Source organism: Pseudomonas sp. PA15(2017) (genome assembly GCF_001945395.1).
Lineage (GTDB): Bacteria > Pseudomonadota > Gammaproteobacteria > Pseudomonadales > Pseudomonadaceae > Aquipseudomonas.
The window spans coordinates 348,419-360,562 of the sequence record NZ_MSXV01000058.1; the positions used below are offsets into that span (position 1 = coordinate 348,419).

General features: G+C 64.4%; 13 protein-coding genes. 10 read left to right on the forward strand and 3 right to left on the reverse strand.

Annotated features, from left to right (window positions below):
• Positions 1-4 precede the first annotated feature (4 nt).
• The 4 genes from BVH03_RS23355 to BVH03_RS23370 all read left to right on the forward strand — a co-directional run bounded on the left by BVH03_RS23355 (position 5) and on the right by BVH03_RS23370 (position 3,046).
• The gene (locus BVH03_RS23355) at positions 5-808 is read left to right on the forward strand and encodes a DUF4349 domain-containing protein (RefSeq protein ID WP_083640148.1); all 804 of its coding nucleotides are present in this window, start codon (positions 5-7) and stop codon (positions 806-808) included.
• 159 nt (positions 809-967) lie between these two features.
• Complete coding sequence (locus BVH03_RS23360; protein WP_075963410.1) at positions 968-2,092, forward strand: RnfABCDGE type electron transport complex subunit B; 1,125 nt, start codon at positions 968-970, stop codon at positions 2,090-2,092.
• A 28-nt stretch (positions 2,093-2,120) separates the two neighbouring features.
• Positions 2,121-2,759, forward strand: coding sequence for an endonuclease III (gene nth / locus BVH03_RS23365; RefSeq protein WP_075963411.1), 639 nt, complete (start codon positions 2,121-2,123; stop codon positions 2,757-2,759).
• 107 nt (positions 2,760-2,866) lie between these two features.
• The gene (locus BVH03_RS23370) at positions 2,867-3,046 is read left to right on the forward strand and encodes a PA3496 family putative envelope integrity protein (RefSeq protein ID WP_075929647.1); all 180 of its coding nucleotides are present in this window, start codon (positions 2,867-2,869) and stop codon (positions 3,044-3,046) included.
• An 87-nt stretch (positions 3,047-3,133) separates the two neighbouring features.
• Here BVH03_RS23370 and trxB read toward each other — a convergent pair whose 3' ends face one another.
• Positions 3,134-4,081 carry a thioredoxin-disulfide reductase gene (gene trxB, locus BVH03_RS23375; protein ID WP_075963412.1) on the reverse strand — a complete coding sequence of 316 codons (948 nt, stop codon included), beginning with the start codon at positions 4,079-4,081 and terminating at the stop codon, positions 3,134-3,136.
• Positions 4,082-4,309: 228 nt separating this feature from the next.
• Between trxB and cysZ the strand changes: the two genes are divergently transcribed.
• Together cysZ and BVH03_RS23385 are read left to right on the forward strand one after the other, a co-directional pair.
• Positions 4,310-5,077: a sulfate transporter CysZ gene (gene cysZ / locus BVH03_RS23380; protein ID WP_075963413.1), complete on the forward strand. Its 768-nt coding sequence runs from the start codon at positions 4,310-4,312 to the stop codon at positions 5,075-5,077.
• 39 nt (positions 5,078-5,116) lie between these two features.
• Positions 5,117-6,322 carry a glycosyltransferase family 1 protein gene (locus BVH03_RS23385; RefSeq protein WP_075963564.1) on the forward strand — a complete coding sequence of 402 codons (1,206 nt, stop codon included), beginning with the start codon at positions 5,117-5,119 and terminating at the stop codon, positions 6,320-6,322.
• A gap of 41 nt (positions 6,323-6,363) precedes the next feature.
• On the opposite strand, the gene BVH03_RS23390 is transcribed toward BVH03_RS23385, so the two are convergent.
• On the reverse strand, positions 6,364-6,846 hold the full coding sequence (locus BVH03_RS23390) for a glutathione peroxidase (protein ID WP_075963414.1): 483 nt from the start codon (positions 6,844-6,846) through the stop codon (positions 6,364-6,366).
• A 138-nt stretch (positions 6,847-6,984) separates the two neighbouring features.
• Positions 6,985-7,470, reverse strand: a complete 486-nt coding sequence (locus BVH03_RS23395; RefSeq protein ID WP_070887949.1) for a peptidylprolyl isomerase — start codon at positions 7,468-7,470, stop codon at positions 6,985-6,987.
• A gap of 138 nt (positions 7,471-7,608) precedes the next feature.
• On the opposite strand from BVH03_RS23395, the gene BVH03_RS27350 reads away from it, so the two are divergent.
• From BVH03_RS27350 to BVH03_RS23415, 4 genes are all read left to right on the forward strand, one after another.
• The gene (locus tag BVH03_RS27350; RefSeq protein ID WP_371915389.1) at positions 7,609-7,782 is read left to right on the forward strand and encodes a DUF3565 domain-containing protein; all 174 of its coding nucleotides are present in this window, start codon (positions 7,609-7,611) and stop codon (positions 7,780-7,782) included.
• Positions 7,783-8,967 carry an acetate kinase gene (locus BVH03_RS23405; RefSeq protein ID WP_075963416.1) on the forward strand — a complete coding sequence of 395 codons (1,185 nt, stop codon included), beginning with the start codon at positions 7,783-7,785 and terminating at the stop codon, positions 8,965-8,967.
• Positions 8,968-8,980: 13 nt separating this feature from the next.
• Positions 8,981-11,074, forward strand: coding sequence for a phosphate acetyltransferase (pta, locus tag BVH03_RS23410; protein WP_075963417.1), 2,094 nt, complete (start codon positions 8,981-8,983; stop codon positions 11,072-11,074).
• Positions 11,075-11,210: 136 nt separating this feature from the next.
• Positions 11,211-12,110, forward strand: coding sequence for an acyltransferase (locus tag BVH03_RS23415; protein WP_075963418.1), 900 nt, complete (start codon positions 11,211-11,213; stop codon positions 12,108-12,110).
• Positions 12,111-12,144: the final 34 nt, after the last annotated feature.

The window sequence follows — 12,144 nt, forward strand, 5'->3', positions numbered from 1 at the left end:
AAGGATGCTGAGCATCAAGCCCTGGTCTCTTACCGTTGCCCTGGCCCTGCTGACTCTGACTGGCTGCTCGCCTTCCGGTGACGGTCGGCCACCGGCCGGTGCTGCGCTGCTCGGCGAAACGGCCCAGCAGGGTGCCTTTCTCGCGTACGAACACAGCGTCGGCATTCGCCTGCCGGCCGGGCAGGTCGAGCCGCGCCTGGCCGCCGTGCGCGAGGCGTGCAGCAGCCAGCGTTTCGGCCAGTGCGATCTGCTCGCCATCGAGCAGAACCAGGGCGCCTACCAGGCCGCCAGCATCACCGTGCGCATCGCGCCAGCCGGTGTCGAGCCCATGGTCGGCTTTGCCGGCGACGGCGGTGAATTGCAAAGTCGGCATACGCGCGCCGAAGACCTCGCCCAGGCAGTCAGCGATACCGAGCAGCAACGCCAACGCCTGGAGCGTCAACGCAAGACGCTGCTGCAGCACCAGGCCCGCACCGACCTGAGCGTCAGCGACATGCTCGCGCTGGCCCGCGAGCTAGCCGAGGTGGACGTGCAACTGGCAGACAATACCCAGCAGTCGGCGCAGCAACAACGCCGCCTGACTACCAATTTGCTGACCCTGAGTTTCAGTACCGACGGTGAGGCGGCCGGGCGTCTGGCGCGCATCGGTGCCGCCGCCAGCGGCATGCTCGACAACGCCACCGAGGGGGCCACCGAAGCCATCAGGCTGCTCGGCTATGGTATTCCCTTCGTCATCATCCTGTTCCCGCTCGCCCTGCTGGTCCGCTGGCTGTGGCGCAAAGCCAACAGAGTGCGCAACGGCGCCTGAAGCACCTGGGCGGCATGGCCCTGTACCAGGCGCAGCGCATGCCGGATAATGCCCGGCTCACGCTTTAGCCAGACCAGCGACACCGATGATCGACTCTCGCCACCTCACCTACTCGCTTCGCCACGGGTCATGCCCCTGCCGGCGCGCCCGGGTGCGTCCATGAGCAATGCGTTGCGTATCGCGGCCATCGACGCCCTGCTGCCGCAGACGCAATGCGGCAAGTGCGGCCATCCAGGTTGCCTGCCCTACGCCGAAGGCATCGCCGGCGGTGAAGCGATCAACAAATGCCCACCCGGTGGCACTGCGACCATCCATGCACTGGCCGAGCTGCTGCAGGTGCCCGAGCTACCACTCGCACTGCCCCCTACGCCCGCTCAGGTGGCGGTGATCCGCGAGGCCGAGTGCATCGGCTGCACCAAATGCATCCAGGCCTGCCCTGTGGATGCCATCGTCGGCGCCGCCAAGCTGATGCACACGGTAATCGGCGACGAATGCACGGGCTGCGAACTGTGCATTGCCCCTTGCCCCGTGGACTGCATCGACCTGATCACCTTGTCGCCAGGTGCAGCCGAAGAGCAAAGTGCTCGTGCCGACCAGTTCCGCAAGCGCCATCAACATCGCCAGGCCCGCCTGGCACGCAACGATGCCCACCGCCGCGCGACTCGTCCGATACGCCCTGCACAGGTGGAGACGCCCGCCGCCACGCCCCTGCAGCCTGCTGCCGCCTCCCCCCTGAAGCAGGCGAAGATCGATGCCGCCATGAGCCGCGCTCAATGGCAGAAAACTCTGAAGGCTTATGGCGACTCGCTCAATGATGAGCAGCGCCAGCAACTCACGGCCATGCAACAGGCGGCCGAGCGCGATCAACAGCGCCTTGCCGAGCTGCAGGCGACGCCCGCACAAAACGCGCCCAGCCCAGGTGAGCAGGCGCTCAAACAGGCCAAGATCGACCTGGCCGGCCACCGCATGGCCCTCAAGGCCGGTGAACGTCGAGGCCTCGACGAGCAGGCCCTGGCGCCGTTGCGCAGTGCCTATGTCGCTGCCCAAGAGGCTCTGCACCTGGCAGAAGAGCACTGCGGCAAGCCAGCGCCCACTCGCACGCGGGTCGACAAGGCCGGGCTCAGCGCGCAAATGCGCCAGTTGAAGACCGACCTGGCCTACGCTCGCGCCGAGCTCGGCAAGTTGCAACGCAGCGCCCCCGATGACGCTGCCAAGATACGCGATGCCCAAGAGCGCCTTGCAGCGGCCGAAAGCCGTCTGCAGGCTTACACCAGCGCCAGCTAGAGCGCCACGACAGACCTGATGCCCGACCATGAACGCCGCCAAACGCCTTGAAATTTTCCGTCGTCTGCACGAAGACAACCCCGAGCCCAAGACCGAACTGGCCTACAGCACGCCCTTCGAACTGCTGATCGCGGTGATTCTCTCCGCCCAAGCCACCGACGTGGGCGTCAACAAGGCCACCGCCAAGCTCTATCCAGTGGCCAACACGCCCGAAGCGATCCTCGCTCTGGGCGTCGACGGCCTGAGCGAATACATCAAGACCATCGGCCTGTACAACAGCAAGGCCAAGAACGTCATCGAGACCTGCCGCATTCTCGTCGAACAGCACGGCAGCCAGGTACCGGAAACCCGCGAGGCCCTCGAGGCGCTGCCAGGCGTGGGTCGCAAGACCGCTAACGTGGTGCTCAACACCGCCTTTCGCCAACTGACCATGGCCGTGGATACGCATATCTTCCGAGTCAGCAACCGCACCGGCATCGCACCAGGCAAGAACGTGGTGGAGGTCGAGAAGAAGCTGCTCAAGTTCGTGCCCAGGGATTTCCTGCTGGACGCGCACCACTGGCTGATCCTGCACGGGCGCTACGTATGCCAGGCGCGCAAGCCGCGCTGCGGCAGTTGCCGAATCGAGGACCTGTGCGAATACAAGCAAAAGACCTCGGACGATTGATGCTTGATAGGTTTCTGATATCAGCTGATTGAAAAAATCTTTTTTACTCGCTTCACGTTTGCCCTTATAAGGTCGGCAAATGGCCCCTGTAGCCGGGAGTGAAGCGCATGAGCAACGGCAAAGAAGACCTGGAACTGGACGACGACTTCGTCAGCGAAGAAACGGACAGCAGCGAAGCCCCGGTGGAAGTGGCGAAGACCAATCTCACCAAGCGACGCATCATCGACAACTTCCTCGAGGAGCGACGCCTGCACAAGCAGTTGGCCGAGTACGATTTCGACCTGTAGCCGACGCATTGGCCAGGCCCAATGAAAAATGCCCGTATCCATGGCATGGATACGGGCATTTTGCGTTTCAGGCCGTGCGTTCGGCGCTCAGAGCCCGTCGAGGAAGCGCTCCACATCCAGCGCCGCCATGCAGCCGGCACCGGCCGAGGTAATCGCCTGGCGGTAGACGCTGTCAGCGACGTCGCCTGCGGCGAACACACCCGCCACGCTGGTCGCCGTGACATTACCGGCGCGCCCGCCGTTGACCTGCAGGTAGCCGTCGCTGAGTGCCAGTTGCCCTTCGAACAATGCCGTATTGGGCGTGTGCCCGATGGCCACGAACAAGCCATCCACGGCCAGGTCGCGGGTTGCGCCGGCATGCTCGCGGATGCGCACGCCGGTAACGCCCGAGGCGTCGCCCAGCACTTCGTCCACCTCGGCGTTGAGGGCCAGCACGATGCGCCCTTCGGCCACCCTGGCTTGCAGCTTGTTCTGCAGGATCTTCTCGGCACGAAAGGCGCCGCGGCGGTGGATCAGCGTGACCCGGCTGGCAATGTTGGCCAGATACAACGCTTCCTCTACGGCGGTGTTGCCGCCGCCCACTACCGCGACTTCACGGTTGCGGTAGAAGAAACCGTCACAGGTGGCGCACGCCGACACGCCCTTGCCCATGAACGCCGTTTCGCTGGGCAGGCCGAGATAGCGCGCGCTGGCACCTGTGGCGATGATCAGCGCATCGCAGGTGTAGGAAATGCTGTCGCCCACCAGGGTAAAGGGCCGCGCCGCGAGATCCACGGCCTGAATGTGGTCGAAGACGATCTCCGTCTCGAAGCGCTCGGCATGGGCCTGCATGCGCTGCATGAGCTCGGGGCCGGTCAGGCCGCGGGGATCGCCCGGCCAGTTATCCACTTCGGTGGTGGTGGTCAGTTGCCCACCGGCCTGCAGGCCGGTGATCAGCAGGGGTTTGAGGTTGGCACGGGCGGCGTAGACCGCCGCACTGTAGCCCGCAGGGCCGGAACCGAGAATGATCACGCGGGCGTGTCGGCTACTCGACATCAGAGACTCCTCACAGCGCATTGCTGCAAAAAAAGCCGCCACCGGCCGCAAGCGGTCGAACATCGGCGGCTGAACAAGGGACGCCAGCAGACTAGACTGCGCGGCCCGGCCCATGGAAATGCGCTTTGCCAATCCCCCGCATAGCCGTGCGCTATCACCCTGCCCCGCTTTCACGTGGCCGGCAAAATGGGTAAGGTCGCGCCACGTTCACTTGTTGGAGAGACCTCGATGCGCGCTCCCGTGCTGTCCGGCCCGCAGTACCTCGGTGAAGGCCTAAAACTGGTCATGAGCCCCGGCTTGCGGCTGTTCGTGTTGCTGCCGCTGGCGATCAACCTGATCCTGTTCAGCCTGATGATCGGCTTCGCCGTGCAGCAGTTCAGCGGCTGGGTGAACACCTTCATGCCCTCGCTGCCCAGTTGGCTGAACTTTCTGCAATACATTCTCTGGCCGCTGTTCGTGGTGCTGGTGGTTCTGATGGTGTTCTTCACTTTCACCATGCTGGCCAATATCGTCGCCGCCCCGTTCAATGGTTTTCTCGCCGAGAAGGTCGAGGTAGTAGTGCGCGGCCAGGACAACTTCCCGCCGTTCAGCTGGGGCGAACTGATTGCCATGGTGCCGCGTACCCTGGGGCGCGAAGGCCGCAAGCTGGCGTACTTTCTGCCGCGGGCCGCGGGATTGCTGATCCTGTCGTTCATCCCGGTGGTCAACCTGATCGCAGCGCCGCTGTGGCTGCTGTTCGGCGTATGGATGATGGCCATCCAGTACATCGACTACCCCGCCGACAACAACAAGGTCAGCTGGCAGGACATGCTTGCCTGGCTGCGCGAGAAGCGCTGGCAGTCCCTGGGTTTCGGTGGCATCACCTACGCGGCGCTGCTGGTGCCCTTCGTGAACATCGTGATGATGCCCGCCGCGGTGGCTGGCGCGACGCTGTTCTGGGTACGTGAAGGCGGCGTGAGCGCAGGCGCCGGGGCTGTCACACAAACGCCACGCTGATGTCACAAACACTACATGACGGCGGCCCAGACTGCTGTCATGAGCACTCCCCCGCTATTCATCGCCCTGGTCAGCGAGACCTACAGCCCGGAAATCAACGGGGTGGCCAATACCCTTGGCCACCTGGTCAGCGGGCTGCGTGCGCGCGGCCATCGCTTGCAGTTGATCCGCCCCCGGCAGCACCACGATACGCCCGCCGCCAATGACGACGACCTGCTGCTGACTCGCGGCTGGCCGTTGCCCGGCTATCGCGGCCTGCAGTGGGGCCAGTCGGCTCGCCACAAGCTGCTGCGCCTGTGGCGGCGGCAGCGCCCGGATGTGCTGTACATCGCCACCGAAGGCCCGCTGGGCCTGTCGGCCCTGCGCGTGGCAAGGCGCCTGCGTATACCGGTGATCAGCGGTTTCCACACCAATTTCCAGCAGTACACCGGTCACTACGGCATCATCCTGCTGACCCGCCTGCTGACCAACTACCTGCGCTGGTTTCACAATGCCTCGCGCATGACCCTGGTGCCCAGCCTCAGCCAACGTTGCGAGCTGCAACGCCGCGGCTTCGAGCGCCTGGAGCTACTCGCCCGTGGCGTGGATGCCCACTTGTTCAACCCGGCTCGGCGTAGCGACGAGCTGCGCCGCAGTTGGGGCCTGGCCGAGCGGGATATCGCCGTGCTGCACGTTGGCCGGCTGGCCGCCGAGAAGAATCTGGATCTTCTGGTCAGCACTTATCAGGCGCTGCAGCGCCAATCCACGGGACTCAACCTCAGGCTGGTGGTGGTCGGTGACGGCCCGCTGCGCGAGAGCCTGCACAAGCAAATGCCGGACGCCCTGTTCTGCGGGATCCAGCGCGGCGAAACCCTCGCGCAGCACTATGCCAGCGGCGATATCTTTCTGTTTCCGAGCCTCTCGGAAACCTTCGGCAACGTGCTGCTCGAAGCCATGGCATCGGGGCTCGGGGTGGTCGCCTTCGACCAGGCCGCCGCGGCTCAGCATGTCGAAGATGGTCACAACGGCATGCTGGCCAGCGCCGACGATCAGCGCACCTTCATCGTGGCGGCGGCATGGCTGATGGAGAACAGCGAGAACTTGCGCCGGGTCCGCCTCAACGCCCGTCAACATGCCGCCAGGCAGAGCTGGTCGAGCATCGTCGAACAGTTCGAGCAGCACCTGCACGCGGCGCGGCTGGACAGCGTCGTACCAAGCGGCGGCCGCGGGCCCGCCCTGGTGATCGAAACCAAACGCGTGAATTGAAGCGATAGAGCGATGACGGGCCGCAGGCGGCGACCCTGTGATCAGGCCAGGGCCTTCTCGATGGCCTGGATCAGCGCCGGATCATCTGGCGCGGTACGCGGCGAGAAGCGCGCGAGCACACGGCCATCCTGACCCACCAGAAATTTCTCGAAATTCCAGGTGATGTCACCGGGAAACTCCGCGCCCTCGCCGGCCAGCAGACGATACAGCGGGTGGCGGCTGCTGCCATTGACGTCGAGCTTGCTGCTCAGCGGAAAGGTCACGCCATAGTTCAGGCTGCAGAACTGGGCGATCGCCGCCTCGGCGTCCGGCTCCTGCCCGGCGAACTGGTTGCAGGGCACGCCCAGCACGCTGAAACCCTGATCACCGTAGGCCTGCTGCAGGCGTTCGAGGCCTGCATACTGCGGCGTCAGCCCACACTTGGAGGCGACGTTGACCACCAGCACCACCTTGCCCTTGAGCGGTGCCAGCGGCAGCTCCTGGCCGTCCAGTGCGTGCAATGTCAGGTCGTGAAAGGCGCTCATGATGGTGCTCCGGGCAACGCGAAAGGCAGCGAAGAAGAAACCAAAAAAGCGCCTGAAAAGGCGCCTTTTCATGACTGCAGCTTAGCAGCCACGTATGACCATCTGCCAGCAGCGAAGAATCGGCTGCCGACATACGGATCAGTGGTGATGACCACCTTCGCCATGGATGTGACCATGGGCGATTTCTTCCTGGCTGGCATCACGCACGTTGACGACCTTGACCGCAAAGTTCAGGCGCTGGCCAGCCAGCGGGTGGTTGCCGTCGACGATCACGTCATCGCCTTCCAGCTCGCGGATGGTGACGATCTGCATGCCGCCGTCCGGGCCGGAGGCGTGGAACTGCATGCCGACTTCCAGCTCGTCGACGCCTTCGAACATCGAGCGATTCAGGGTGGCGACCAGCTCGGCGCTGTATTCGCCATAAGCTTCTTCGGGCTCGACGGCAACCTTGACTTCGTCACCGGCCTGCTTGCCGACCAGCGCCTTCTCGAGACCGACGATGATGTTGCCGGCACCGTGCAGGTAAACCAGCGGCGCGCCGCCAGCGGAACTATCGATCACCTCACCGGCATCGTTGGTCAGGGTATAGTCGATGGAAACGGCCTTGTTGGCGGCGATCTGCATGGGGCGAACCTTTTGCTCGAGGAAAATGAACGTGTAAGTGTAACCAACGGCGGTGGCGAAAGCGACCCAAGCCCAGACGGGTGGGCCGCATCCGCGGTGGTCGTGGTCGGTTTTGAGCAAGATCATGACGGCCATTGGGTGGCTGTCTTATCTTGTGGCCATACTCAACACCTGCGCCATCAACCACCCTGGCAAAATCGCCCCTGGGTGCTCGACGCCGCGCAGCGTCAGGCGCGAATCGGCACGAACTTCACCTGTGGCTGGTGTGTCGCAACATCAGCTCCAACGCTTCTGGAAGCTAAGGATTTCTGAATGCCCGCACGTAATATTCTGGTGATCAACTGCGGTAGCTCCTCCATCAAGTTCGCCCTGGTCGACCCCGATCAGCAGGCGTTCGCCATCAGCGGCCTGGCGGAGCGGCTCGGCAGCGCCGACGCGGTGTTGCATTGGCAGCTGGGCGGCGTCAAACACAGCCAGGCTATTCCCGGCGATGACCATCGCGCCGCGTTGGCCCATCTGCTGCAGCGGGTGCAGGAGGCCACTGGCGGCCAGTTGCACGGCATCGGCCACCGGGTGGTACACGGCGGTGAACACTTCACCAGCGCGCAACGCCTGAACGACGCGGTAATCGCCGCGATTCGCGCCGTCGCGCCCCTGGCACCGCTGCACAATCCCGCAGGCCTGCTGGGCATCGAGGCGGCGCTGGCGCTGTACCCCGAGCTGCCCCAGGTGGCGGTGTTCGACACCGCCTTCCACCAGAGCCTGCCTGAGCACGCCTTTCGCTACGCGGTGCCGGAACAGCTGTATCGCGACCACGGCGTGCGCCGTTATGGCTTTCATGGCACCAGCCACCGCTTCGTCAGTGCGCGCGCGGCCGAACTCAGCGGCTTGCCGGCGGGCGACAGCGCCTGGCTGGTCGCCCACCTGGGCAATGGCTGCTCGACCTGCGCGGTGGTCAACGGTCAAAGCCGCGACACCAGCATGGGCCTGACGCCGTTGGAGGGCCTGGTGATGGGCACGCGCAGTGGCGACGTCGACCCCAACCTGCATAGCCACCTCTCGCGCAACCTGGGCTGGAGCCTGGAGCAGATCGATCGCATGCTCAACCATGACAGCGGCCTGCTGGGCTTGTCAGGGCTGTCCAACGACATGCGCAGCCTCGAGCAGGCCCGCGAGGAAGGTCATGGCGGCGCCACGCTGGCCATCGAAGTATTCTGCTATCGCCTGGCCAAATCCTTGGCGGCCATGAGCTGCGCCCTACCGCGCCTGGACGGCCTGATCTTCACTGGCGGCATCGGCGAGAACTCACCGCTGATCCGCAGCAAGACGGTGGCGCACCTGAACCTGCTCGGCCTCAAGCTCGACGAAGCGGCCAACGCCCGCTGCCTGCGCGGCGTCAGCGGGCCGATCCATGCGGCGGACCATACGCGGGTGCTGGTGGTGCCCACCAACGAGGAGCGCCAGATTGCCCTCGATACCCTGGCGCTGCTCGACTGAATCGGAGAACCCCATGCATACCTTTTTCATCTCGCCGACCGGTTTCGGCGTCGGCCTCACCTCCATCAGCCTGGGCCTGGTCGGGGCGCTGGAACGTGCCGGCCTCAAGGTCGGTTTCTTCAAACCCATCGCCCAGCCGCACCTGGGTGACGCCGGCCCCGAGCGCTCCAGCGAACTGGTCGCGCGCACCCACGGCCTGCACTCGCCCAAACCGCTGGCCCTCGCCCATGTCGAACGGCGCCTCGGCGACGGTGACCTTGACGAGTTACTGGAAGAAATCATCAGTCTTTACCAGGAGGCCGCCAAAGACAAGGACGTGGTGATCGTCGAAGGCATGGTGCCGACACGCCAGGCCAGCTATGCCGCGCGGGTCAACTTCCACCTGGCCAAGAGCCTGGATGCCGACGTGATCCTGGTCTCCGCCCCCGAACAGGAGAGCCTCAGCGAGCTGTGCGACCGCGTGGAAATCCAGGCCCAACAATTCGGCGGGCCGAGGGACCCCAAAGTGCTCGGCGTGATCCTCAACAAAATTCGCAGCGACGACGGCCTGGACGCCTTCACCGCACGCCTGCGCGAACAGTCCTCGCTGCTGCGCCACCCGGAATTCCGCCTGCTGGGCTGCATCCCCTGGCTCGACGAGCTGAATGCGCCGCGTACTCGCGACATCGCCGAACTGCTCGGCGCCCGCATCCTCAATGCCGGCGACTACGAGCAGCGGCGCATGCTGAAGATCGTGCTGTGCGCCCGCGCCGTGGCCAACACCGTGCAGTTGCTCAAGCCCGGCACCCTGGTGGTCACACCGGGTGACCGCGACGACATCATCCTCGCTGCCAGCCTGGCCGCCATGAACGGCATGCCGTTGGCCGGCCTGCTGCTGTGCAGCGACTTCGCCCCCGACCCGCGCATCATGGAATTGTGCCGCGGCGCGTTGCAGAGCGGCCTGCCGGTGATGACGGTGAGCACCGGTTCCTACGACACGGCCACCAACCTCAATCGTCTGAACAAGGAAATCCCGGTCGACGACAAGGAGCGCGCCGAGAAGGTCGCCGACTTCGTTGCCAGCCACCTCGACCACGACTGGCTCGCCGCACGCTGCGGCAGCCCGCGAGAGCTGCGCCTGTCACCGCCGGCCTTCCGTTATCAGTTGGTGCAGCAGGCCAAGGCCGCCAACAAGCGCATCGTTCTGCCCGAAGGCGCCGAGCCGCGCACCGTGCAGGCTGCCGCCATCTGCCAGGCCCGCGGCATCGCCCGCTGCGTGCTGCTGGCCAAGCCAGAGGAAGTGCGCAGCGTCGCGCAGGCTCAGGGCATCGAGCTGCCGCCGGGGCTGGAGATTCTCGATCCGGACCTGATTCGCGAGCGCTACGTCGAGCCGATGGTCGAGCTGCGCAAGGGCAAGGGCCTCAACGCGCCGATGGCCAGCGCTCAGCTCGAAGACACGGTGGTGCTGGGCACCATGATGCTGGCCCTGGACGAAGTCGACGGCCTGGTATCCGGCGCCGTGCACACTACTGCCAACACCATTCGCCCGGCGTTGCAGCTGATCAAGACCGCGCCCGGCTACAACCTGGTGTCGTCGGTGTTCTTCATGCTGCTGCCGGATCAGGTGCTGGTGTATGGCGACTGTGCGGTCAATCCAGACCCCAACGCCGAGCAACTGGCGGAAATCGCCCTGCAGAGCGCCAGCTCCGCCCAGGCGTTCGGCATTCCGCCGCGTGTGGCCATGCTCAGCTATTCCACTGGCGACTCGGGCAGTGGCGAGGAAGTGGAAAAGGTCCGCGAAGCGACACGCCTGGCGCGCCAGGCCAACCCGCAGTTGCTGGTCGACGGCCCGCTGCAGTACGACGCCGCGGCCATCGAGAGCGTCGGCCGGCAAAAGGCCCCCAATAGCCCGGTAGCTGGCCGCGCCACGGTATTCATCTTCCCCGACCTGAACACCGGTAACACCACCTACAAGGCGGTGCAGCGCAGCGCCGATTGCATCAGCGTCGGCCCCATGCTGCAGGGCCTGCGCAAGCCGGTCAACGACCTGTCGCGGGGCGCATTGGTGGACGATATCGTCTTCACCATCGCGCTGACCGCCATTCAGGCCGCCAACATGCGTCAGTGAAAATGGGCCGATCCGAGCGCGGGTGATACACCCCGCATTCGGATCGACTTGCAGTTCCATCGCCAATCATTAATCTGTGCGCCAATTGCGGCCAGCGCTATCGCCGACCGCCAACCTGCCTGAGGTTTGCACGTCCATGCTGCACTCTCTGCCTGCCCCGGTGCTCGGTCTTCTGGGCAGCGTCTCACTGGCGCTCAATACCCTGTTCTGGTGCGTACCTCTGTTCACCGTCACGCTGCTGCGTATCGTGCTGCCAGTGCCGGTTGTGCAGCGCGCCAGTGATCGCGTGATGACGTTCATTCAGGAAGGCTGGATCAGCTGCAACAAAATCTGGATGCAGGTGCTGGGTAAAATTCGCTGGCACATTGAGGGTGACCAGAAATTCGACTACGGACACTCCTATCTGGTGACCAGCAACCACCAGAGCTGGGTGGACATCCTGGTGCTGCAGTACCTGCTCAACCGACGTATCCGTCCGCTGAAATTCTTCCTCAAGCAGGAGCTGATCTGGGTGCCGGTGATCGGCCTTTGCTGGTGGGCGCTGGGCTTTCCGTTCATGAAGCGCTATTCGAAGCAATACTTGGCCAAGCACCCGGAAAAGAAAGGCAAGGATCTGCAGACCACCCGCCGCACCTGCGCCAGGTTTCGCCATAACCCGGTGGGCATCTTCAACTTCGTCGAGGGCACCCGTTTCACCTCGGCCAAGCATCAGGAGCAGCAATCGCCCCACCGCTACCTGCTCAAGCCCAAGGCCGGTGGCCTGGCCTTCGTGCTCGATGCCATGGGCGAACAACTGCACGGCATGATCAACGTCACTCTGCACTACCCCCAGGGCAGCCCGGGTTTCTGGGCCTTGCTCAGTGGTCAGCTCCACGACGTGGTGGTAGTCGTCGAACAGCTGGACATCCCCACTCGTTTCATCGGCCGCGCCTACGATCAGGACGAAGCCTATCGCAAGGATTTCCAGCAGTGGATCAACGCGCTGTGGGATGCCAAGAATGAGTTACTGGAGCGCCTGCACCAGCAACACCCTTAGCACCTGCTCAGGATCTTTTAGGCGACATGAAAGA